Raw genomic sequence first — 22023 nt, 5'->3', positions numbered from 1 at the left:
AGAACCCTCTCCTACAGCCAAGCTGTAGAGCTTGCCCGCCGCCTGGGTGTTAACATCTATTATGACGAGGCCGCCCAAGAATCCACCTTTAGCTATGTCGAAGACAACATCCCCCACGTAGTATGGTTTGAAGATGTGCGGAGCTTTAGTAAAAAGCTTGAGCTGGTACAGGAGTACAACCTTCCCGGTATCGGGGTCTGGCGCTTAGGCCTAGAAGACCCACGCATCTGGGAGCTCAGGGCTTCCTTTTAATTCTTGGGCCAGACAGCCCGGAACCGGTAAGCCTGTTTTTTTAGCCCCTCGGCAAAGGCTTGGAAGCTTGCCGGTGAGGAATCTAGGTTATAAAGCCACTTACCATCTATCTGATTAAACCAAACGGCAATCTTAATGTTGGGATAATTAACAGCCAGGCTCTCCATGGCCCTCTTTATCCATTTGGCTTTGTCCCCTCCTATTTCGTTACTGGCAAATTCTGTAATAATAAAGGGCTTGTCCTTAAAATAATACATGTATTCCCTGTAGAGAGGCTCGTAAATAGCATCAAACTCCCGCCAGAGGTCTGCAGGGTAGCTAGTACCGTTGTTATATCCAGTAAGCCCTATCCAGTCCACAGTCTGGTTTCCGGGATAATAAAGGAGGTAATGGTTCCACTTGAAATTGGGGAAAGAACGATCGTGTGGATTGAACACAAAGATAACGTTGGTAGCGCCCTCTTCTTTAAATATCCTGTAAACATAATCCCAAGCCATCTTAAAAATATCGGTATCCTTACCGTAAAACCAGGCACTCCAGGTGGACCAGTCCCCGTTCATCTCATTTCCGAAACGCACAAATACCGGGTCCCGTAGCATCTTAAACTGGCGGGCCCACTCCCGGAGGATATCATCGTACCTGCCCTTTAAAAGGTCAATGAGCGAGGTATCATCCTTCTTACCGTACCACCAGGGCTGCAAGGCCACCATCAAAATGCGCCCGTCATCGTATATTTTCTGTAACTCTCTTAAATCGAAGCGGGTGTCGAAGGCGGCATAGGTTATGAGAAATTCAAATTTGTGGTTTAGCTTTTCCTCCAGGGGGATAAGCTGCCGGAAATACTCCAGTTTGCCCAATTTATGCGGGTTTAGTATGCCCCATAGTACCTTGTCCTTGGGGATAATTAGCTTGTGGTGAGGCCCCTCGATATATATCTCTCGCTCTAGCCGTTGCGGTTCAGGAAAAGCAGGCTTACCAGTAGAAGGTAAGGGTTCCCAGCTTTGTAATATATAGCTTAAGGAGCGGGTAGCCTCCTGCAAGTTTTCGGCATCGGTTTTAAAAAGAAAAGTATAGACTGTACGGGAAACCAACAAATGATATTCCCGGTAGTAATTGAAGTCGCCAGGAGCAACTTTATCCCGCGTCCACTCCCATATCCAGGCGGGGTACCCCTTAAGATTAAGCTTCTTAAACTCCCTTACCTTTATAGTGCCCCAGCCTTCCTGCAGGCTCCGGTTGCTGTACAAAATATATTCTTCTGCCGTGATTTTCTCTAAAGGTTGTACAAAAATGGAAAGTTTGGCCACGCCAGGCCGGGTCAAAATGGTAGCCACCCCTGGAAGAATCTCAGCCTCCCACCCCGGAGGCACCGCTATCTTAAAACCATCGTAAATGTTAGTGAGTTCCCGGGAATCTTCTTCCCGTTTAAAGGTACCCTCCTTAGGCGCACCCTTGTTTTTTCTTTCCCCTTCCTCAAAAAAATGTCCTACAGGAACGCCCTGCTCCCACGCTTCTTCTCCGGCGCGGCCTCCGGGACCAAGCCTGGCCAGGACCAAAACAAAAATAAGGAGCAATATAAAAGTAACCCATCTATACCTACTCAATTGCTCCCTTCCCTCCACATCTTTAAAAAACCTTATCCACAACGTTTAGTCTCCAAAGCTTATCCCTATGGCCCTAGCGGTGTGAATTAAGGGGTGATCCACCGGTACCGTACGGGGCTCTCCGGCCACTTCCTCTAAAGGTACATACGAGATATCGTTGCCGCGCAAGCATACCATAACCCCGTGGACACCCTTAACGGCCAGCTCTGCAGCCGCTACTCCGAAACGTGTGGCCAGAACCCGGTCATAAGAGGACGGTGAGCCACCCCGCTGAATGTGGCCCAGCACTGTAACCCGGGTTTCAATACCGGTTTTCTCTTCAATAATCTGGGCTACCAGCTGCCCGATGCCTCCCAACCGTACCTTTTCCACGCTCCCCTCCACCCGGCGCTGAACCACAAGTTCCCCAGAAGGTGACCTTACCCCTTCAGCAACCACCACAATGCTAAAAGGTTTCCCCTCCGCCCGCCGGGCTTCAATTTTTTTAATTACTCCTTCTGGTGTCCAGGGGATTTCCGGTATGAGTATTACGTCGGCTCCTCCGGCCAGACCGCTATACAGAGCTATCCACCCTGCATAGCGGCCCATAAGTTCCAAAACCATTACCCGGTGATGGGATTCCGCTGTGGTATGTAATTTGTCCAAGGCATCAGTTGCCGTGCGTACGGCTGTATCGAAACCGAAGGTCTGGTCAGTAGCCTTTAAGTCATTGTCTATGGTTTTAGGAATCCCTATAATCCGGGCCCCTTTAGCCTTTAAATCCCGTGCACCAGCTAAAGTCCCGTCGCCGCCGATCACCAAGAGAATTTCTATACCTAGCCTCTCCAGGTTTTCTAGTGCTTTCCATGACATATCACGGTAGACTACCTTGTCCCCTTCCCGGACCGGAAAATGAAAGGGGTCGTTGCGGTTGTTAGTCCCCAGGATGGTACCGCCCCGGTGGAGCAAACCCGATATGGCCGGAGGGTCCAGCTTAATGTACCGTCCCTCTACCACGCCCGTGTACCCGTCCAAAAAACCATAAAGCTCGTAGCCGTGGGCGTACGCTGTCTTGGCTGCCGCCCTTATTACTGCGTTTAATCCTGGGCAATCCCCGCCCCCTGTTAGGATACCCAATCTCTTACTCAAGGTGAAGAATACCTCCTATAAGAGAAATTAAACAGTTTCCCTAATGGTAAATCCTTTCTCTCCCTGGGGTTCTTCATACCTAACTTCCATTCCTTCTACATGAGCCAGCTGCGGCCCCTGCCGGCACAAAGACAAAAACTCCTCCACCTTCTCCTGCGGTCCCTCGGCAACACCTTCTACCGTACCGTCGTAACGGTTCCTTACCCATCCGTTTATGCCTAAAGCCAGCGCATGATCTCGGGTAAAATAACGGAAACCCACCCCCTGTACACGGCCGCGCACGCTAAAATGAGCGCGAACGGTAGCCATAAAGCTTCGCTACCTCCTTTTCTTAGCGTTATCTTTAAAAATTATAGCCCTCTTAATTTTTACGTGCCATACTAAATATACCATATGTTTACCTGAACCGTATGCTGCCCGCCTTAATTTGAGCCGCCCTTTTTAGCAACCCTGTTTGGGGCAGGGCTGCCGCCGTCTAGCCTCTTTAGCCCGGTAACTGCCGGTGGAATGGGCTAAGTCGGACCTCAAGGAAAGGCTAACCCCTAATAATACCAAGAAAATGCCTACCACATGATAAGGAAGTAAAGGCTCTTTGAGAAGTAGAGCGGCCAAGATTATGGCGAAGATAGGGTTTAAATTATTAAATATAGCCACCGGCCCGCTTCCTATCCGGTGCACCGCTTCAAAATTTAAAAGTACGGCACACCCTGCTATGATAATACCCATATAGAGCACAAGGAGCCACTCGGTAAAAGACAGATTCCAACCGTACACCGCAATCTCCCAAAGGCCCCACGGTAAAAGACCGATAGAACCGAATAAAAGGCTGTACCCCGCCACCAGCAAGGGAGGATATTTTCGCATCAAGCCCTGCCCCCAGATGTTGTTTAAAGATACTGCCAGCACATTAAGCAGCATAAGTCCGTCTGCCGGCTGGAAAGAAAGGCTTAAAAGCCGGGCAAAGGAACCCTGAAGGATAACTAAAAGGAGCCCGGCGAAGGCTATAATCACCCCAATGACTTGCGAGGCTGTGGGCCGCACACCCCAAAATAAAGCCAGCAAGGCCAAAGTTACGGCCGGAAAAGTAGCAAATATAATAGCTGCATTCACCGCCGTAGTACTCTGCAAAGCCCAGGCAAAGGTAGTATAAGCGCACCCGATACCTACCAAGCCTAAAAGGGCTAGCCGCCAGATATCCCCTCTTTCAAGCTTGACCACCCTCTTCTGCTTCCAAAGGAATGGGGCCAGCACAAGTAACCCCAAAATTCCCCGGATCAGAGATAAAGCTACAGGCGGTACTTGCGGCGCTATCAAGCGGCCCGCTATAGTGTTGCCCCCGTATAGGAGGCAGGCTAAAATGGCTTCTGCATATCCTATACGAGTGAACAACAGTCTGTTTCCCGGACTACACTCTTGATCCTCCGATTTGTGCTCAACCATCATCCCCGTACCCTCTCTTTGTCTTAGGGAACTAGGGATAATTTTAGCCCTTTTTAACCTTTATAGCAACTTGTAGGAAAACCGATTTGGCACCGCCCTTAAAAATAAAAAGGCCTTCCGGCCTGTACTAGTCTATAACTTCTATAAGGTACGGCTTTATACCCTAAATTTGGAGCTTACCGGGAATAAACCGGCCCTGCCCCGGACGGCCTAAGAATCTCCCCTGGTAATATACAAGTTGCCCGCGCAGGAAGGTAGCTTCCGGATATCCTTTCAAAGTATAGCCTTCAAAGGGCGTATATCTTGCCGCGGAATGAAGGGCTTCAGCACTGAGCTTTATCTCCTTCCGGGGATCAAAAATTACGATATCAGCATCGCTCCCGGGATTAAGCTCTCCCTTGCGCGGGTATAGTCCGAAAAGCCGGGCTGGATTAGTTGAAAGTACCTGCACAAGCTGTGGCAAACTCAACCAGCCTTCCCTCACTCCATAAGAGTAAAGAAGGGGCAGAAGAGTCTCCGTTCCCGGGACACCCGCAGGGGTATCCCAGAAGGCTGTACCGGATAATTTTTGCTCCGGAGTATAGCTGCAATGGTCGGTAGCCACCACCTGGAAATACCCTTCTGATAAGACCTCCCAGAGCTTTAGGTTATCTTCCCTGGTCCTTAAAGGTGGGCACATCAAATAAAGGGGGGCATCCTCTGTATTATAAACCTTATCTGTAAGAAGCAGGTAATGAGGGCAGGTTTCACCAAAAACTTGTAAACCTGCTCTCCTCGCGGAAGCTATTAGTTCGGCCGCTCCTGCTGTAGAAATATGGACAAAGTAAAGGGGGGCCTGACACTCCTTAGCTATGTCAATCAGACGGCGTACAGCCTCTACCTCCGCCTCGTGAGGCCGGCTTAGGGCGTGGTAACGTACGGAAGTGCGACCGCCCGCCTTAAGCTTTTCCCGGGCGGACATAACCAGCTCATGGTCTTCAGCATGAACCGTTACTAAAGCACCGATCTCTTGGGAAGCTTGGATACACTTTTTAATAGCTGTATAGCTTAACCGCTGGTTATAAGTGGTAAATATTTTAAAACTGACAAGGCCCCGCTCTACTGCTGCCTGTAAAGCTTTCGTATCTTCTTCATGCCCCGGAAGAAGTACCAGATGAAGGCTAAAATCCACTGCCGCCTTCTCCCCGGCTTCCTCAAGGCGGCGTTCAATGGCTTCTTCTAATCTATCACCGGATCCGAGAGGTTCTGCATAATCGATAACTGTGGTAACCCCACCGCACGCGGCTGCCGCTGTGCCCGTATAAAAATCATCCGCCGTCCACAAGTTCCCTATGGGCATCTGGTAATGGACGTGGGCATCAATGACCCCGGGCAAAACGTATTTTCCCCTGGCATCTAAGACATCTGCCGAGGAGGTAGCCAGCCCCGGCTTCCGGGCTACAATTCTCTCTCCTTCTATCAACAGGTCAGCCTGCTCTACCCTTTCCGCCGTAACTACCCAACCACCTTTAATCAGCCAGGCCAAAGGGTCTGCCCCCTCCCTTTATTGCTTTATAGTAAAGGCTTCAGGGCCACGGCCAGTTTTTCCATGTCCGGAGGCAAACTTAAAGGTGCTGGAGTGGCCTTTATGGCATTGGCCACATCCTTTAGCCCGTTTCCGGTAACTAAGCACACCACTTTTTCATGTGCCTTTACTATTCCTTCTTTTACCGCCCGGATAAGCCCGGCCAGCCCAGCTACCCCAGCAGGTTCTCCAAAAACACCTGTGGTCCTGCCCAGCAAGCGCATGGCATCGAGTATTTCGTCATCGCTAACATTTACCATGGTCCCTCCAGAATGGCGTACGGCCCGCAGGGCTTTTTCCGGATTGCGGGGTACCCCTACGGCTATGCTATCGGCCAGGGTATTCTCCTCCATGGGGCGAACCTTACCGCCCTCTCTGAAGGCCCGGGTAATGGGGCAGCAGCCCTCAGCCTGCACTCCAAGCATCCGCGGGAGCCTGTCTATCCATCCGGCACGGTGCAGGTCCACCCAAGCCTTCCAGGCTCCCGCTATAGTACAACCGTCTCCTACAGAAACCACCACCCAATCGGGTACTTCCCAATTTAACTGCTCAGCCACTTCTAAACAGACGGTCTTTTTCCCCTCCACCAAGTAAGGATTGATAGCCGCATTACGGTTGTACCATCCCCAACGCTTTATGGCCTGGGCTGAAAGCCGGAAGGCATCCTCGTAGGAACCCTGTACGCTCACCACGGTAGCCCCGAAAATGAGAAGCTGGGCTACTTTCCCCTGGGGAGCCCTGGCCGGAACAAAAATAAAGGCTTTTAACCCCACGGAAGCAGCAGCACCGGCTAAAGAAGAAGCAGCATTTCCGGTGGACGCGCAGGCCACAGCTTTAGCCCCTTCGGCCAAGGCCCTGGTCACGGCTATGGCCGAAGCCCGGTCTTTTAGCGAACCCGTAGGATTTATTCCGTCATCTTTGATATAGAGGTATTTTAGGTCCAGCTCCTGGGCTAAACGTTTAGCCCTGTATAAGGGGCTCCACCCCACCCTTAAGGGCGGAAGTTCACCTACTTGATTTACAGGTAGGAAAGGGCGGTAACGCCACATAGAAGGCTCGGCATTTTCCCGCAAACTTTCCCGGGAGATAGCCTTATTAATGTAATCGTAGTCGTAATCTACATCCAGGATACCTTCTTTTTCCCCGCAATGGGGGCAAGTATATAGCCCTACCTCAGGTTGGTATGTTCTACCACAGTTTATACAGTGGAGACCTACCACGTTGGACATATGAGCCATAACTGCAGTCCATCCTTTCTTTGTATACGCCTGCTGATCAACTTTCCATTAATTTCTTGCTTAAACTTGCCGCAGGCTCATCACCTGAGCCCTTTCTTTGCAGCCCTTATTGAGGGTTATTGCCAGCCGTAACCTTCTCTTCTTGCTTTTCTTTTTTCCTATATGGAGTGCCCTCTAGCGGTAAGGAAGTCCTGAAGACCCCGTCCTTGCGGAAGTAGGCTCCGGCTACTGCAGCAGCGGTGGGGATGCTAGCTATCTCACCTAAACCTTTAGCCCCGAAGGCGTACTGGGTGCCACCTTTCTCTACGAGAACAGTCTCTATAGGAGGTACCTGGGTAATCCGGAACAGGCCCAGCCGGCCGAGCTGTTGGTACTGGGGTATACCTTCCTTTACAGGAAAATCTTCTGTCAAAGCAAATCCCAGTCCCATTACTACGCCGCCTTCGATCTGGCCTTCTATATTTAAAGGATTGATAGCCCGGCCCACATCATGGGCCGCTACCACCTTGCTCACCCGGCCCTCTTCATCCAGTATGACCACGTGGGTTGCATACCCGTAAGCCACGTGGGTAACCGGATGCTCCTTCCCCGAATTTATGGGATCCGTGGCCCCGTAAAACTCACCAGCAAAGCTACGCCCTTCTAGCTCCTCCAGAGTGCATTCTTTTAAGGCCTGGGCAAGCTCACTGGCAGCCCGACGTACGGCCTCCCCGGTGAAAAGGCTTTGGCGCGAGGCCGTAGTAATGCCTGCGTCCGGGGTAAGGGCTGTATCGGCCAAGATCACCTCTATCTTTTCGGCCGGCAGACCCGTAGCTTCTGCCACAATTTGGATGAGCACAGACTCTAGCCCTTGGCCCAGACAAGCTGCACCGGAGTAAATTAAAACTTTACCCTCTCTTACTACTAGATTAGCCCTCCCGATATCCCTCGTGCCCACTCCTAACCCTACGTTTTTAAAAGCGCAGGCTATACCTGCGTAAGGGCTACTCTCAAAAACTTCCTTTACAGCCCAAAGCGTCTCTTTAATGCCCACATCCTCTGTTACTATCTGGCCGGTAGCTATGGTATCCCCCGGCTCCAAGGCATTTATCCACCTGATCTCCCAGGGAGACTTGCCGACCTTTTGGGCTAAAAGGTTTAACTGGCTTTCACAGGCAAAGGTTACCTGGGGGACGCCGAACCCCCTGAAAGCTCCTGCCGGCGGATTATTGGTGTAGACTGCCCGGCCGTAAATTTTGACATGGGGGATCCGGTAAGGGCCGGTAACATGAGTACAGGCGCGCTCTAAAACTTGCGCTCCCAAGGAGGCATAAGCCCCTGTATCAGAAGTAATCTCGGCCACCAGGGCTACCAGCCGGCCTTCCTCATCGCAGCCCGTAGTAAGTTTAATCTCCATAGCATGTCGCTTGGGATGGACAAGAATGCTTTCACGGCGGCTCAAAGTTATCTTTACCGGCCGCCTTGTAAACCAAGCTAAAAGGGCCGCGTGGTGCTGGACGCTCAAATCCTCCTTGCCTCCGAAAGCTCCTCCCACATATTGATTCACTACCCGTATCTTTTCCGGAGACACCCCTAAAAGGGAAGCAATCTGTTCCTGGATCTCATATACTCCCTGAGTGCTCGTGTATACGGTCAAACCGTCCCCTTCCGGAACAGCCACAGCACTTTCCGGCTCCAAAAAAGCATGCTCGGTAAAGGGCGTCCGGTAAGTATTGGTCACTACATAGGCGCAGGATTTCAGGGCTTCCTCTGCATTACCCTTAATTATCTTTGTCTCGCTTAAGACGTTTCCTTTAGGATGTAAAAGCGGGGCTCCCGGAGCCAGGGCTTCGGCAGGAGAGGTTACCGGAGGCAGAGGTTCATATTCTACCCTGATGCTCTCTAATGCCTTCCGCGCTATATCCGGGCTTTCGGCTGCCACCAAGGCTATAGCATCACCTACGTAGCGCACCTCTTCACCCACCGCGACCAATGCAGGCCAGTCCTTAAAAATAAGCCCCTGATAGCGCTCTCCGGGTATATCCTTAGCCGTAAGGACAGCCACCACACCGGGGATCTCCAAGGCAGGGCTCACATCTAAAGAAAGTAGGCGGGCCCGGGCAAAGGGAGGGCGAAGGACGGCGCCATAGAGCATGCCAGAAAATACCAGGTCATCAACGTAGGTAGCCTGACCTAGCGCTTTAGCCGGCGCCTCGGGCCGGAAAAAGCGCTTACCCATACCTGCCCCTTCCCCTTGATCGGGGTCAATCTCCCCTCGCAAAGCACGTGCGGCATTTTGAACCGCCTTAATTATCTTTTGGTAACCCGTACAGCGGCAAAGATGGCCTTTAAAAGCCTTACGTATCTCTTCAGGAGAAGGGTCGGGATTACGGTCTAAGAGAGCTTTGGCTTCCATGACCATACCCGGAGTGCAGAACCCACATTGTACTGCTCCTGCGGCAGTAAAAGCCCAGGCATAAATTTCCTTTTCCCTAGGAGACAACCCCTCTATTGTTAATACCTCCTTGCCCGCCGCCTCCGAGGCAAGGATCCGGCAAGCCCGGACAGGCCGCCCGTTTAACAGAACCGTACAAGCGCCGCAGACGCCTTCTCCACACCCGTTTTTAGCTCCCGTAAGCCGGAGGTGATCCCGTAAAACTTCCAGCAACGTGGTTTCCGGCCTTACGTCCAGAGTCCTGACCTCTCCGTTAACTGTTAACTCAAGGCGCATCCTTCACCCTCCTTTGGGGTATTTCACTTTTGCCCACCCCTTAAGCTACCTTAAAGCCCGTATCTTTTCGTCATACTCTTTTATCTTGGCGTACTCATCCTCCCAGAAACTGGGGCTCCGCATGGCATCTAGATATTCCTTAGTGTACCCGAAGGGAAGCCAGTCCTGCTCTTTCTGAGCAAAAAGCCGTTCCTTAGCCTCGGGCTTCCGGAAATCGTATATATACTCCTCATTCGCCCTCAGGAAAATGTCCCGGAACCAGCGTTCTAAAACAAAATCCGTAATCTCCAAGGTCCGGCGCTCTAGATCGTCCAGAACCGAACGGTACCGGTCGAAACCGTCGGTAGCAATGGTCACCACGTTGTCCCCGGGTCCCAGCCGTAAAAACTTAGCCATTTTGATGGCCCCAATGATGTTGCATATGCCGGAAATACCGAAGTTATCCTTTAGCTCCAGGGCCTTTTCCTCCTTAACACCCATCTTTATAAGAATCTCTGTACCATCCTGGATGATTTTAAGCCCTTTAACACAATCATCATCATGGATTAAAACTACAAAATCGGTATTAAGCACATTGTGGATTAAAGTGCACATCTTGTCTCCAATGCCTTCGATCCGGTGCTGCCCGCGGCCTCCAGTCGCCAGGGTGGAACACTCGTAAGGCTCCAGCGCCGCCACTTTGCATTCCGGAAAAACCTTCTTAATCTCATCGCCCGCTCCGATGGTGCCGGCGGAACCCGGTGCGGATACAAAGCAAGCTATACGGCCATTGCCCACGTCCCGGACCGCCTCGATAGCCGAATTACCGGTAACGTACCGGTGGAACCGGTAGTTGGGCAAAAGCTCGAATTGAGCCAGGGCAAAGTTTTTGGGGTCCTTTTTCAGTTCATAAGTACGCTTCAAGGTAAGAATTACATCCGATTCCGTTCCAGGAGTTAAGTCCAGTTCCGCACCATATTTACGGATACGCTCGTATCTTTCACTGCTCATGCTATCTGGCATAATGACAACGGCCCTATAACCCATAAGGCGGCAAATGTAGGCTACGCCGATACCGAAATTGCCCGTAGAAGGGCCTAAAATAGTATGTTCACCAGGCCGTATAACCCCGTCTACACATCCCTCGATAAGCGTAGCATAGGCCGGTCCCACTTTATGAGATCCAGAAGGAAAATACCGTCCTAGAAGTACTACTATATTGGCATCCACTCCTGTGAGCTCCGGCGGTAATACTAGCTTTCGCACCTTATTATTTTCATCTTTCCAAGTGATGTTAAAAAGGTTTATAGGATCCAGCTCATCCTCCTTAAGGGCCTTCAACGCCTTTTGCCGGATCTCAGGGTCGATCTTCTCCGGATAAAGCATCTCTTCATAGGTAGGTCCAAAGGGTATCTTGCCTCCCACGGTAATCCCTCCGTATAGCTTGTTAAGTACAATATTATATAGAGCTAAAAACTTCACTATTACTTACATAGTATTCGACGGAAAAGGTTCAATCCCTTTTTTCTCACAAAAAATTAAGGGCGATAATTTCGCCCTTAAGACACTGAGTTATCCTCCTGGCAGCCTTGGGCCGTAGCCTCTTGGTCGTAGCCAACGCCCTTCTTCTCATTCCTTATCTCGTTCCCGGTGGGCTAAACGGGCTGCGGCCGCCGCTACAATGGCAGCTACCAGATCGTCTAAAAAGGTGTTGACCTGCTGGCCCTTTTTCTCGTTGATTTTACCGATAACGCCGGGCTTTATCTTATCCAAATATCCGAAATTGGTAAGCCCGATAGAGCCATAGATATTGACTATACTTAAAGCCAGCACCTCGTCTATCCCGTATAAGCTGTCGTCGCCGCGCAACATACTAGATAACGGCTCGGCAAACAAGCCCTTTTCGGCCATTTCATCCAGGGAAAGCCCGGTAAAAACAGCATTCTGTACCTCCCTTTTCTCCAGGACCCTTTCTACGCTCTCTAGACACTCCTTAAGGGTTAAAGCAGGAAGATATTTTTTCTGAATAGAATAAACCAGGGAAGCCATATCCTCCAGGGTGACACCCCGCCGTTCCAGCCACTCGATGGTCAATTCTTTTAACCTTAGGCTCCCCGGGGTAGGTCCTTCCTTAGCTACATTAATCATGCCCATCTTCTCCGGCCCCCTCTCTTAAATTAACAACATTATAGCACAACAAAGCATAACAATAGGCTTCAATTATGGCCATCAACGGTTTCGCATGAAATCCCTAAGGCAGTATCGCCAAGGGGTGAAAGTTATCGAATTTTTCAAGTAAAATAAAATAGGGGGTTTGATGATAAATGCGAATCGGAAATGAGATAATCACTTGGTATAACTTTCATTGGATTGGGCTATTCATGTGGATCCTTGTTTTTATTTCATTTCTTTGTTTGGCACTTGGTATTTATAAAAAATCTGGATGGCTAATGTTATTCAGCGCCCTAACGGTTTTCCCGATGGCATCTTATTTATTTGGAGCGAAAAACTGGATTAAAGTAGCGATATTAGTTCCTATCATTGAAGTGATTTTAGCTTTTGTTTTTTGGTTTCAGGCGAAGAGGTTATTTTGAGATCAGTGTTTCCGCACTAGATACAAAATAGCCTCCAATACTCCACCAGCCACAGCCCGGGCTTTATCAGAGATACTAAAGCAGTGCTTAAGAGTTGCGCGGGGATCTACATCGCCCACCTTCATCCCTTTGGTCACCCATAGCCCATCGTGCAACAATCCGCGCAAGACCCCTCCAATAGCAGATATTACGGGAACATCTTCTACCCTGGCCACTGCCTCCCCTGGTCGAACCTGGTCGCCGATAGTTTTTAACCCCTGGAAAACCCCTTCGGCAGGGGCCCTCAAAACCCTTTCTATCGAATACCCCGCCACTTCTCCAGGAACGCCAGTATTAGGCAGGGCCTCACCTTCTAAGATCACCCGGCCAAGGTCATGTCCCCTTTGGGTCTCGATTACCGCGTGGGCATCCCGCCCAGCCCGGAAACCTGGACCCAAAGCTATAACCACGGGTGCTTCATCTATCCGGGTACCCAAGTTAGTTTTAGCCATGATAGCATCTACCACTACCTGGGGCCTAAGCTCTCCTACCACCTTTGCCTGGGGATCTACTATCACGGCTATCTCACCGGAAGTCGCGACCCACAGAGCTTCCTGAGCATCCTTTACCAGCCTTCCCCGTACACCCTCCACCACCGTAGTGCCGGAGTACACGGCCTCGGCAAAGGCCACCGCCCTGCGGATCACCGTAGGTTGGGGTATCTCCGTCATAACAATATTAAAACCCGCCCTCCAAAGCCGGTGGGCTACACCGCTGGCCAGATCCCCCGCCCCTTTGATGACCACCAGTTTTTCCCGGATCATTTTTTATCCCCCAATTGTTCTATCCTTGTTTCTATTCCCTGCTGCATCCTGCCAATATACTTATCTTATACCTCTACCCTGAACATGCCCGCCCCAGCACCACATGGTAATCGGGTTAGGTCTTTTCAGGTTTTCTTAACCCAACGGATATAATCTTCCGGGGTGTCTATATCTTCTATCACCCCGGCGCAATCCACCTCTACGGTAAGCACCTCCTCTGGATAGCGGTTTAAAAGGTCCCGGGCCCCCTTATCGCCTTCCAGGGAGAATATCTCCTCCCACAATGAACGGTCCAGTAAAACCGGGTTACCCCTACGTCCCCGGTAGTACGGCACCACCATCTTTTTGCCCGTCTCCGAGTAAGCTTTCGCCAGAAGTTGCAATACAGAAGGGGTTACTCCCGGCTGGTCGGCTAAAAACACCAAAGCAGCCCGTACCCTTGGCGAAAGACCCAAAAGGCCGGCTTTAAGGGAGGTGCTCATCCCTTCTTGCCAGGACGGGTTAAAGCTCAGGTGCACGGGATACCCTTTAAGAAGGGGAACTATCTCTTCGGCTCTATGTCCTAAAACTACCACCACTTCACCTACCCCGGACCGCACGGCTGAAGCGACCACCCGCTGGACCATGGTAAGCCCTTCCACAGGTAAAAGCTGTTTAGGAGCCCCAAAACGGCTGGATTTCCCCGCCGCCAAAACAATAATCCCCACGTTAGTTGAAAAAGAGGCGGCCGGGACAAGGACCTGCCGTACGGGAGCCTCAAATTTTGCCGCACCTAAAATTACTCGATCCGGTCCATATTTAAAAAGCTCTTCAGCCAGCAGGCGGCCCGTTTCCTGTTCTCTCTTTTCCTCAGCCTGGTTCAAAAGGACAACCCAACGAGCACTTTCCGGTACCCCCTTCCTGCCCCCTAACATATGGCCCAGAAGAGTAGCAGCCAGGGGTACCGTCACGTTGTGCGGTAGTTCCTCTCTATTCAATAATCCCAGAATGAGCTCCGGCCTGTGCACCCAGGGCTCTTTTAAAGGCTTTCCCAAAACCTTAAGCCCCATTACGGTGATGACCAGGGTGCTTTCAGAAGGTATAACCGGTTCGTAGGCTGCTGGTATTTTAAGACCCGCTCCTTTGGCACCATCACCTTCAATAAGTATGTAATCAACAGGCAGGCGCGCTAGCCGCGAGACCGCTTCTAAAGAAGGCCCTACAACCTTTCCCCCTTCTATTACTCGGCTACCACAGGTAACCAAATTGCCTTTTTTGAGCTTCTCCTTTACCTTTTCTAACAATTCTGGAACCTGGGGGCATATCACCGGCTCCGCTAATTCTTGAAGCTGGGATAATAGCATCTTGGTGGTAGTGGTAGCTATAACACGCTTGCCCCTGCCCGCCAGTTCCCTGGCCATGCAGGTAAGGGCAGAGGTCTTCCCCCCTGCCCCTACCAGGGTGATGATCTCTCTCTCATTTAGCTCTAAGCTTACACCAAACTCCATACGCCAAAACCCACTCACCAGCCTAGAACAAAGGTGGTGTTATAGCCGATAAAAATACCAGCTCCTTATCCCCCGGATTCCACAGCTTGTGAGGTACGGCTGCGTAATAATATATGCTGTCGCCCTCTTCTAAACGGTAAACCTCTCCCCCGATGTCGATATCCATGCACCCCTCTAACACCACGATACATTCCTCTCCGGGGTGAGATAAGGGCTCATCCGAGCTGGCGGCCCCCGGTTCCAAGCGAGCCATCATAACTTCCATCTTCCGGTTAAGATCCGGGGATAAAAGCTCATAGGTCAGGTGCGACTGGGGAAGGCGCAACACTTTACGCTGGTCCCGCCGCACAACCGGGCTGTGTTCTTCATGATTAAGTAAGAAATAGAATATAGGTACCTCCAGGGCTTCGGCTATCTTCCGCAGGGAGGTGATAGAAGGATCTGCTAAATCCCTTTCTACCTGGCTTAAAAAACTTGAGGTAAGCCCTGTTTTCTCAGCCACTTCCTTAAGGCTTAAACCCTTCTCCCGGCGAATCTGGCGTATCTTTTTCCCTAGCATCTTCAACCTCCCATAGGTTCAAGGAAAACATCCATGATCCCTCCGCAAACCATACCCTCGCCTTCCGCCACATCTGCCGTAAGATCCAGGCGGAATAGCTCAGGCTCTCTCTTGCGGAGGACTTCCAGCGCCCTCTGCCTTATTTCAGCTTCAGCACACCCGCCACCTAAGGTCCCCAGTATGCGGCCATCGGGCAGGATAATAGCGCTCGTCCCCACCTCCCGTGGCGTGGAACCCCGGGTGCGGACAATGGTGGCCAGCACAAAGGCTTTGCCCTGCTCTAATAAGTTAACAATATCCTGTATTAGCTTTCTATCCATCATGTTACTATCCCTTTTTACACTATCTTTTTTACATTATACAACATTTTTAGGCCTTTTCCTTCTGCTTGATAATAATTTTTACCCTGATTTAACTTGCTCCCCCTGACGGTAAACCTGAATTATCTCAGCCAGAATACTCACAGCAATCTCGGCCGGCGTTTCCGCCCCAATATCCAGTCCAATAGGAGCATGGACCCGTGCTAGCCTTTCCCTGGGGACTCCTTCAGCCGCTAGTCCCTCCATAATCCCTTTTACCTTGCGTGAGCTGCCGATCATGCCTATATACGCGGCAGGGGAGCTAATCACCCGGCGGAGGCAATAATAATCGTGGCGGTGACCTCGGGTGACGATGACTATGTAGGTAGAAGGATCGATAAGGATCTTATCTAAGGCTGAAGCAAAGGACTCACAAATAACCTCATCTGCCTGGGGAAAAAGTTGACGGTTAGCGAACTCCGGCCGGTCATCAACTACGGTGACCCGGTACCCCACCTCTTTAGCCAGGGTAGCTACTTTCTGGCCCACATGACCTCCACCTAAAATTAAAAGGTGTGGTTCTGGTAATACCGGCTCCAAAAAAACATCTACCCATCCTTTGCCTAAGGGTACATGAACCAACTGGGGCTTACGCGCCTTAAGAACTTCTTCCGCTTGAGAAGCGATTATCTCTTCTGTTTCTTTATCGCCCAGCTCTCCTACCCCGGGACCAGAGAAACAGTAAAGCTTCCTGGCTCCAGGTTGTAAAAATCCTCTAAGCTCCGGGCTAACCTGGAGGATCCTTGCGGCTACCGCGGCACGATTCTCTTCTAAGGCTTGCTGTAAGGCCCGGTAAAAGGCCAGCAAAATAGCCACCCCCTAAGAAGCTCCTAAGGCTAAAGCCACCACTTCGGCCATAGACTCCGCCCAAAAATCCGGCTCTACGTCAATAAAGCGCTGGCGGGGAACATAGCTCCATCCCGCGGCCACTGCCACTACCCCTGCGGCCCGGGCCGCGGCTATATCATGGGGGCTATCCCCCACCATAAGCGCATCCCCGGAAGGCACGCCTAATATTTCTAAACACTTCAGCACCGGTTCAGGTCCCGGCTTGTGGTTATTCACATCTTCCATAGTTATAATGGCCTGAAAGAAATCCTCTAGCTCAAAAAGCCGTAACCCGTACAAAGTAGTTTCCCGGACCCGAGAAGTAACGATGCCCATACGGATACCCGCCTGGTACAGCTCCTTAAGGCCCTCCCTAACCCCCGGGCACAGGCGCACCAGCTCATCAAAATGTTCTTGGCTATAGAGCCTGTAAACTTCTACCAGCTCTTCTACTTTCTCCGGGACAAAGGCTTTTAATCCTTCCCGCAAAGGTACACCAAAGTAGGGGTAAACCTCCTCCGGTGCCACTATACGCCCAAGATAAGGATATAAAGTATATTGAAAGGACCGGATCACCAAATCCGATGTATCCAGTAAGGTTCCATCAAGATCAAAAAGCACCCCTTTAAAGCGCCGACCCTTCCAGCTCACGGGCCTTTTCCTCCTAAGTTCGGGCCAATTGCGGTCAGAGCCTCTCTTTTAAGAGCTGGTTCACCAAGTTCGGGTTGGCCTTACCACGGGTCTCCTTCATAACCTGTCCTACAAGGAACCCCAAAGCCTTTTCCTTGCCCTTACGGTAATCCTCTACCACTTTAGGATGGGCAGCCAGAACCTTTTCCACAATGGCTGTAAGCTGGGCTACATCGGTTATTTGCGTCAACCCTTTGGCCTCCACGATCTCCCGGGCTCCCCGCCCTGTAGCGAACATCTCTTCCAAAACTTCTTTAGCTATGCGGATGCTTATAGTACCTTCCTGTTGGAGTTTAAGGAGCTCGGCCAGGTTTTCCGGGGGCACCGGTGCTTCTTGCGGCTCTAAACCTTTAGCATTTAGCAACCGCATGAAATCTCCCATAAGCCAGTTGCTCACCTGCTTGGGATCCGGGAAAAGGCTTACCGCCTTCTCGAAGTAATCAGCCAGGGCTTTGGACCCGGTAATCACCCGGGCATCATATTCAGGCAAGCCGTAATCCTTTATCAACCGCTCCCGCCGGGCATCGGGGAGCTCGGGCAAGGTAGATCTTACCCGCTCTATCCATTCTTCCCCGATGGCCAGGGGCACCAGATCGGGTTCGGGAAAGTACCGGTAATCGTGGGCCTCTTCCTTGCTCCGCAGGCTGTAGGTAACCTGCCGCTGTTCATCCCAGGCCCTCGTCTCTTGGATTATCCTTTCCCCCCGCTCTAAGAGAGAAATTTGGCGCTCTATTTCATAACTTAAGGCCCGGTGTAAAGCGCGGAAGGAGTTCAGGTTTTTAACCTCTGTCTTGGTGCCAAAGACAGTAGAGCCTTTAGGCCTTACAGACACATTGGCATCGCAGCGCAAAGACCCTTCCTGCATCTTACAATCGGATACCTCAAGGTATTCTAAAATAGCCTTGAGCTTCTCCATGTAGGCCCGGGCTTCATCAGGGGACCTCAAGTCAGGAGCAGACACGATTTCAAGTAAAGGGACACCGGCCCGGTTATAATCCACGAGGGAATAATCGGCCCCCGGCTCCTCGCCATGGATGAGCTTGCCCGCATCCTCTTCCATATGCACGCGGATTATGCCCACCCGCTTCTTTACCCCGTCCACTTCTATCTCCAGATATCCGTCCCGGGCCAAAGGGAGATCGTATTGGGATATCTGGTAATTCTTGGGCAGATCGGGGTAATAATAATTCTTGCGGTCAAATTTACAGATGGGAGCTATACTACAATTTAAGGCCAGCGCTGTTTTGATACCGAACTCCACCATCTGCCGGTTAATAACCGGTAACACCCCGGGTAAGCCCAAGCATACAGGGCAAACCTGGGTGTTGGGAGGGGCCCCAAAGGCTGTGCTACAACTGCAGAAAGCTTTGGAAGCTGTTTTAAGCTCAACATGAACTTCAAGGCCGATGACCGCTTCGTATTCCATTTAAGCTACCCCTCCTATATTTCAGGCCACCGGCGAAAGTTTCCGGTAGCCTGCTCAAAAGTATAAGCCACCCGGAAAAGGATCTCCTCGGCAAAGGGCTTAGCTATAATCTGCAAGCCTACCGGTAACCCTTGGGCGAAACCGCAAGGGATGGAGATGGCGGGCAGGCCTGCCATATTGACCGGGATAGTACATAAATCAGACATATACATGGCTAAAGGATCCCCCACCCTCTCCCCCAACCGGAAGGCCACCGTAGGAGAGGTAGGCGTAACCAAAACATCGTACTTTTCAAAGGCCTGGTCAAAATCTCTGCGGATGAGAGTCCGGACTTTAAGGGCTTTAAGATAATAGGCATCGTAGTAGCCAGCGCTCAAAGCATATGTACCTAACATGATGCGCCGTTTAACTTCAGCACCGAATCCTTCCCGCCGGGTCTTCATATACATGTCCACCACATCTTTCCCCGGGAGCCGGAACCCATAAGCCACACCGTCATAGCGAGCCAGGTTGCTCGAAGCCTCGGCCGGGGCTACCAAGTAGTAAGCTGGAAGAGCGTATTCTGTATGGGGGAGAGAGGTTTCCTCGCAAAAAGCCCCCAAATCGCTTAAGCGGTCTATGGCCTGCCGCACTACGCTCACCACTTCACGGTCCATCCCCGGCCCAAAGTATTCCTTAGGTACCCCTATCTTTAACCCTTTAATATCTTGTCGCAGAGCAGCAAGGTAGTCCGGAACAGGTAGGTCTGCCGAAGTAGAATCCAGAGGATCATGGCCAGCTATAGCTTGCAATACCAAAGCACAATCCGTGACATCCCGGGTTAAGGGGCCTATCTGATCTAAGGAGGAAGCGAAGGCTACCAGCCCGTAGCGCGAAACCCTTCCATAGGTGGGTTTAAGGCCTACTACCCCGCAGAAGGAAGCCGGTTGGCGGATGGATCCCCCTGTGTCGGAACCTAAGGCGAAGAAAGCCTCGCCCGCCGCTACGGCCGCTGCCGAGCCTCCGCTGGAACCTCCGGGCACACGGTCTAAATCCCAGGGGTTCCGGGTGGGGAAGAAACGGGAGTTCTCCGTGGAAGATCCCATGGCAAATTCATCCATATTACATTTTCCTACTAAAATAGCTCCCGCTTCCCTTAATTTTCTTACTACAAAGGCATCATAGGGCGGGATCCAGTTCTCAAGCATCTTAGAGGAACAGGTAGTGCGTATCCCTTCCGTGCACAGGTTATCTTTCAGGGCCATGGGTACACCGGCCAAAGGTCCTAAGTTTTCTCCCCGGGCTCGCGCCTCGTCTACGGCTTTAGCCTGCTCCAGGGCTTTCTCCGGGGTCAAGGTAACAAAAGCCTTCACCTTATCTTCTACCTGCTCTATCCTCTTAAGGATTTCTCTTGTAAGTTCCACAGCGCTTATCTCTTTGTTTTGAAGAAGCCGTGCAGCTTCATGGGCGCTCAAATAAAAAAGTTCCAAGGACTTAAATCCTCCCTTCTTCATCCCTTTGGCCTTATATACCACAAATCTTTATATCGCCCCACTCTTTATACGACCCTAGGTACTTCGAACTGGCCTTCACGGGTAGCCGGTGCGCCTTTTAAGGCCTTCTCCCGGGGCAAGCCGGGTTTCACCACATCCTCCCGAAACACATTGCGTAAAGGTAAAACGTGGGCTGTAGGCTCTACTCCCTCCGTGTTCAGGGCATTTAACTTCTCCATGTATTCCAAGATGGCATTTAGCTGCTTAGTATAAGCTTCCTTTTCCTCTTCCGAAAGGTAAAGCCGGGCTAAAAGGGCCACATGCTCTACTTCTTCCCTGCTTAAAGGCATACGTACACCACCTTAAGGAAAGTCTACCGGGAACATTATAACAGAGAAAAAACCCCAGGGCAAACGCTTGCGAACTCTGCTCCTTTATATCAATACCATCTTCATTGGTTGAAGGGTGCGAGTAAAGGGGTTCAAGATAAGCCCCAAATTCTCCAAAGTGACCACACCCAATAAAGGTTCATCCCCCTCTTCACCCAAGATAACCGGACTGTGGCCTTCCCCTTAAGGTAGGATAATATAGCATTCAGAAATACTTCTTTCGATGTTAGTACTGTCGACTAAGACAAAGGTCGCTTTGCGTTTGGGTTTAAGCTCTATAGCCTGCCAAACATCGGGAGGAAGAAGAGAATAGGTGGCCCCACTATCCACTAAGAACCGTACCTCCCGGGTAATCCCAGTGGGCCCCACCACTTTAGCCTCAATATGGGTAAGACCCATTCCTTGACCATCCCTTCCAAGGACATAGCCTTCTTCTCCCTTTATTTTAACACTGGCCAGCATATCTACGTAGTGTTTTTCTCCGGCAGTGTTCTCGGGGATGAACTCTCGGGATAAGAAGGTTAACTGGAATAATCGATCAGGGCGTGGGCTGGCAATAGTGGGGCTACGGAACTTTTTTGTTGACAAAATTGTAAACAAAATAGTATACTCAATCGTAGACAATGCTGCAATTGGGAGGAATAACGATGCCCGTGACACGAATCTCCGAGCAGGTTCTAAAAATGCTTAAAGAGATAGCTAGTCTTACAGGTGAATCCCGTCAGGAAATTCTTTTGAAAGCCCTGGATGCTTATAAACGCCAGCGATTTTTAGAGCAAGCGAATGCCGCTTTTGCTGCTTTGAAAGCCGACAGGCAAGAGTGGAAGATAGAACAAGAGGAAAGAAAAGCCTGGGATGTGACGCTAAATGATGATCTCGACAAATAAAACGGTCGCCCTGCCTTCACGCGGGGAAATCTGGCTTGTTGATTTGAACCCTGGCCGCGGACACGAACAGGCCGGTACACGCCCAGCTTTAATCGTTTCCGTAGATCCCTATAACCATGGACCAGCTGATATGGTTGTAGTAGTCCCATTAACTACCAGAGATAAACGGATTCCATTTCATGTAAAACTGACTCCTCCTGAAGGCGGGGTAAAGTCGGTTAGTTTTATTAAATGCGAAGACGTCAGATCGATCTCTAAGGAAAGGCTTATACAGTGCTTGGGGAAAGTTAAGCCGGAAACCATGACAGCTGTTGAAGAGCGCTTGAAAATTTTATTGGGATTGTAGGCTACTGCGCTTTGGCTATGCCTGGCCAGGGAGTTTAATCACATTTAACTTATTCTCGCCGGACCATCTCCGCCTCAACTCCGTTTCAAATCCGTTTTTAGAACATATGTATCATAAAGTAGGGTTAAATTAAGCATTGCACCGCACAGTCGAAGTCGCAGGCTAACCGGGCTGTGGCCACGAGTTACCATTATTGACCTATGCTCTAATTAAGTGCTATACTGGTCACAAAATATGGTTTTAATACAAACAAGTACAAGGGGGACGG

General features: G+C 50.8%; 23 protein-coding genes. 4 read left to right on the top strand and 19 right to left on the bottom strand.

Annotation, left to right across the window (positions count from 1 at the left end; genetic code table 11):
* On the top strand, positions 1-252 hold a 252-nt coding region (locus tag L5656_RS05860), incomplete at its 5' end, for a glycosyl hydrolase family 18 protein (RefSeq protein WP_428849299.1).
* Here L5656_RS05860 and L5656_RS05855 read toward each other — a convergent pair.
* The 9 genes from L5656_RS05855 to L5656_RS05815 all read right to left on the bottom strand — a co-directional run bounded on the left by L5656_RS05855 (position 249) and on the right by L5656_RS05815 (position 12069).
* The gene (locus tag L5656_RS05855) at positions 249-1856 is read right to left on the bottom strand and encodes a glycoside hydrolase family 26 protein (protein ID WP_297200397.1); all 1608 of its coding nucleotides are present in this window, start codon (positions 1854-1856) and stop codon (positions 249-251) included. The two genes, L5656_RS05860 and L5656_RS05855, sit on opposite strands and share 4 nt — an antisense overlap.
* Before the next feature lie 45 nt (positions 1857-1901).
* Positions 1902-2984, bottom strand: coding sequence for a 6-phosphofructokinase (locus tag L5656_RS05850; RefSeq protein ID WP_297200395.1), 1083 nt, complete (start codon positions 2982-2984; stop codon positions 1902-1904).
* 27 nt (positions 2985-3011) lie between these two features.
* Positions 3012-3293: an acylphosphatase gene (locus L5656_RS05845; protein ID WP_297200393.1), complete on the bottom strand. Its 282-nt coding sequence runs from the start codon at positions 3291-3293 to the stop codon at positions 3012-3014.
* Between the two features lie 132 nt (positions 3294-3425).
* Complete coding sequence (locus tag L5656_RS05840; RefSeq protein WP_297200391.1) at positions 3426-4427, bottom strand: DMT family transporter; 1002 nt, start codon at positions 4425-4427, stop codon at positions 3426-3428.
* A gap of 160 nt (positions 4428-4587) precedes the next feature.
* Positions 4588-5949 carry a dihydropyrimidinase gene (hydA, locus tag L5656_RS05835; RefSeq protein ID WP_297200388.1) on the bottom strand — a complete coding sequence of 454 codons (1362 nt, stop codon included), beginning with the start codon at positions 5947-5949 and terminating at the stop codon, positions 4588-4590.
* Between the two features lie 26 nt (positions 5950-5975).
* The gene (locus tag L5656_RS05830) at positions 5976-7217 is read right to left on the bottom strand and encodes a threonine synthase (protein WP_366017991.1); all 1242 of its coding nucleotides are present in this window, start codon (positions 7215-7217) and stop codon (positions 5976-5978) included.
* 115 nt (positions 7218-7332) lie between these two features.
* A complete protein-coding gene (gene xdh / locus L5656_RS05825) occupies positions 7333-9936 on the bottom strand; it encodes a selenium-dependent xanthine dehydrogenase (RefSeq protein ID WP_297200383.1) in 2604 nt (867 codons plus the stop codon).
* Between the two features lie 45 nt (positions 9937-9981).
* Positions 9982-11340 (bottom strand): PLP-dependent cysteine synthase family protein, encoded by a 1359-nt coding sequence (locus L5656_RS05820; protein ID WP_297200381.1) that lies wholly within the window; start codon positions 11338-11340, stop codon positions 9982-9984.
* Between the two features lie 204 nt (positions 11341-11544).
* A complete protein-coding gene (locus L5656_RS05815) occupies positions 11545-12069 on the bottom strand; it encodes a phosphatidylglycerophosphatase A family protein (RefSeq protein WP_297200379.1) in 525 nt (174 codons plus the stop codon).
* Between the two features lie 170 nt (positions 12070-12239).
* Here L5656_RS05815 and L5656_RS05810 point away from each other — a divergent pair, with 170 nt between their 5' ends.
* Positions 12240-12509, top strand: coding sequence for a hypothetical protein (locus L5656_RS05810; protein WP_297200377.1), 270 nt, complete (start codon positions 12240-12242; stop codon positions 12507-12509).
* Between the two features lie 2 nt (positions 12510-12511).
* Here the strand turns inward: L5656_RS05810 and yqeB are convergent, their stop codons facing one another.
* From yqeB to L5656_RS05760, 10 genes are all read right to left on the bottom strand, one after another.
* Positions 12512-13312 carry a selenium-dependent molybdenum cofactor biosynthesis protein YqeB gene (gene yqeB, locus L5656_RS05805; RefSeq protein ID WP_297200374.1) on the bottom strand — a complete coding sequence of 267 codons (801 nt, stop codon included), beginning with the start codon at positions 13310-13312 and terminating at the stop codon, positions 12512-12514.
* A 125-nt stretch (positions 13313-13437) separates the two neighbouring features.
* Positions 13438-14799 (bottom strand): molybdenum cofactor cytidylyltransferase, encoded by a 1362-nt coding sequence (gene mocA, locus L5656_RS05800; protein ID WP_297200371.1) that lies wholly within the window; start codon positions 14797-14799, stop codon positions 13438-13440.
* A gap of 22 nt (positions 14800-14821) precedes the next feature.
* A complete protein-coding gene (locus L5656_RS05795; protein ID WP_297200368.1) occupies positions 14822-15358 on the bottom strand; it encodes a cupin domain-containing protein in 537 nt (178 codons plus the stop codon).
* A 2-nt stretch (positions 15359-15360) separates the two neighbouring features.
* Entirely contained in the window at positions 15361-15681 is a 321-nt protein-coding gene (locus tag L5656_RS05790; protein ID WP_297200365.1) for an XdhC family protein, read from the bottom strand.
* 78 nt (positions 15682-15759) lie between these two features.
* Positions 15760-16524, bottom strand: coding sequence for an XdhC family protein (locus tag L5656_RS05785; protein ID WP_297200362.1), 765 nt, complete (start codon positions 16522-16524; stop codon positions 15760-15762).
* Between the two features lie 12 nt (positions 16525-16536).
* Entirely contained in the window at positions 16537-17196 is a 660-nt protein-coding gene (locus L5656_RS05780; protein WP_297200359.1) for an HAD-IA family hydrolase, read from the bottom strand.
* 34 nt (positions 17197-17230) lie between these two features.
* A complete protein-coding gene (gatB, locus tag L5656_RS05775) occupies positions 17231-18661 on the bottom strand; it encodes an Asp-tRNA(Asn)/Glu-tRNA(Gln) amidotransferase subunit GatB (RefSeq protein ID WP_297200356.1) in 1431 nt (476 codons plus the stop codon).
* Positions 18662-18675: 14 nt separating this feature from the next.
* Positions 18676-20130, bottom strand: coding sequence for an Asp-tRNA(Asn)/Glu-tRNA(Gln) amidotransferase subunit GatA (gene gatA, locus L5656_RS05770; RefSeq protein ID WP_297200352.1), 1455 nt, complete (start codon positions 20128-20130; stop codon positions 18676-18678).
* Between the two features lie 68 nt (positions 20131-20198).
* Positions 20199-20483 carry an Asp-tRNA(Asn)/Glu-tRNA(Gln) amidotransferase subunit GatC gene (gatC, locus tag L5656_RS05765; RefSeq protein WP_297200349.1) on the bottom strand — a complete coding sequence of 95 codons (285 nt, stop codon included), beginning with the start codon at positions 20481-20483 and terminating at the stop codon, positions 20199-20201.
* Positions 20484-20705: 222 nt separating this feature from the next.
* Positions 20706-20921 carry an aspartyl protease family protein gene (locus L5656_RS05760; protein ID WP_297200346.1) on the bottom strand — a complete coding sequence of 72 codons (216 nt, stop codon included), beginning with the start codon at positions 20919-20921 and terminating at the stop codon, positions 20706-20708.
* A 248-nt stretch (positions 20922-21169) separates the two neighbouring features.
* Between L5656_RS05760 and L5656_RS05755 the strand changes: the two genes are divergently transcribed.
* Together L5656_RS05755 and L5656_RS11375 are read left to right on the top strand one after the other, a co-directional pair.
* A complete protein-coding gene (locus L5656_RS05755) occupies positions 21170-21409 on the top strand; it encodes a hypothetical protein (protein WP_297200343.1) in 240 nt (79 codons plus the stop codon).
* A complete protein-coding gene (locus L5656_RS11375; protein WP_366017987.1) occupies positions 21393-21755 on the top strand; it encodes a type II toxin-antitoxin system PemK/MazF family toxin in 363 nt (120 codons plus the stop codon). Before L5656_RS05755 ends, L5656_RS11375 begins: the two co-directional genes overlap by 17 nt.
* Positions 21756-22023: the final 268 nt, after the last annotated feature.

It is taken from the genome of Thermanaeromonas sp., from assembly GCF_021890735.1.
Taxonomy (GTDB): domain Bacteria; phylum Bacillota; class DSM-521; order Neomoorellales; family Neomoorellaceae; genus Thermanaeromonas.
This window is presented reverse-complemented; position numbering and strand designations above follow the sequence as displayed.

Excerpts from the sequence above, each read along its gene's own strand:
- L5656_RS11375 (WP_366017987.1), top strand. The coding sequence starts at position 21,393 with ATGATCTCGACAAATAAAACGGTCGCCCTGCCTTCACGCGGGGAAATC.
- L5656_RS05830 (WP_366017991.1), bottom strand. The coding sequence starts at position 7,217 with ATGTCCAACGTGGTAGGTCTCCACTGTATAAACTGTGGTAGAACATAC.
- L5656_RS05755 (WP_297200343.1), top strand. The coding sequence starts at position 21,170 with ATGCCCGTGACACGAATCTCCGAGCAGGTTCTAAAAATGCTTAAAGAG.
- yqeB (WP_297200374.1), bottom strand. The coding sequence starts at position 13,312 with ATGATCCGGGAAAAACTGGTGGTCATCAAAGGGGCGGGGGATCTGGCC.
- gatC (WP_297200349.1), bottom strand. The coding sequence starts at position 20,483 with ATGCCTTTAAGCAGGGAAGAAGTAGAGCATGTGGCCCTTTTAGCCCGG.
- L5656_RS05840 (WP_297200391.1), bottom strand. The coding sequence starts at position 4,427 with ATGATGGTTGAGCACAAATCGGAGGATCAAGAGTGTAGTCCGGGAAAC.
- L5656_RS05795 (WP_297200368.1), bottom strand. The coding sequence starts at position 15,358 with ATGCTAGGGAAAAAGATACGCCAGATTCGCCGGGAGAAGGGTTTAAGC.
- L5656_RS05760 (WP_297200346.1), bottom strand. The coding sequence starts at position 20,921 with ATGGGTCTTACCCATATTGAGGCTAAAGTGGTGGGGCCCACTGGGATT.
- L5656_RS05810 (WP_297200377.1), top strand. The coding sequence starts at position 12,240 with ATGCGAATCGGAAATGAGATAATCACTTGGTATAACTTTCATTGGATT.
- gatB (WP_297200356.1), bottom strand. The coding sequence starts at position 18,661 with ATGGAATACGAAGCGGTCATCGGCCTTGAAGTTCATGTTGAGCTTAAA.
- L5656_RS05845 (WP_297200393.1), bottom strand. The coding sequence starts at position 3,293 with ATGGCTACCGTTCGCGCTCATTTTAGCGTGCGCGGCCGTGTACAGGGG.
- L5656_RS05790 (WP_297200365.1), bottom strand. The coding sequence starts at position 15,681 with ATGATGGATAGAAAGCTAATACAGGATATTGTTAACTTATTAGAGCAG.
- mocA (WP_297200371.1), bottom strand. The coding sequence starts at position 14,799 with ATGGAGTTTGGTGTAAGCTTAGAGCTAAATGAGAGAGAGATCATCACC.
- xdh (WP_297200383.1), bottom strand. The coding sequence starts at position 9,936 with ATGCGCCTTGAGTTAACAGTTAACGGAGAGGTCAGGACTCTGGACGTA.
- L5656_RS05815 (WP_297200379.1), bottom strand. The coding sequence starts at position 12,069 with ATGGGCATGATTAATGTAGCTAAGGAAGGACCTACCCCGGGGAGCCTA.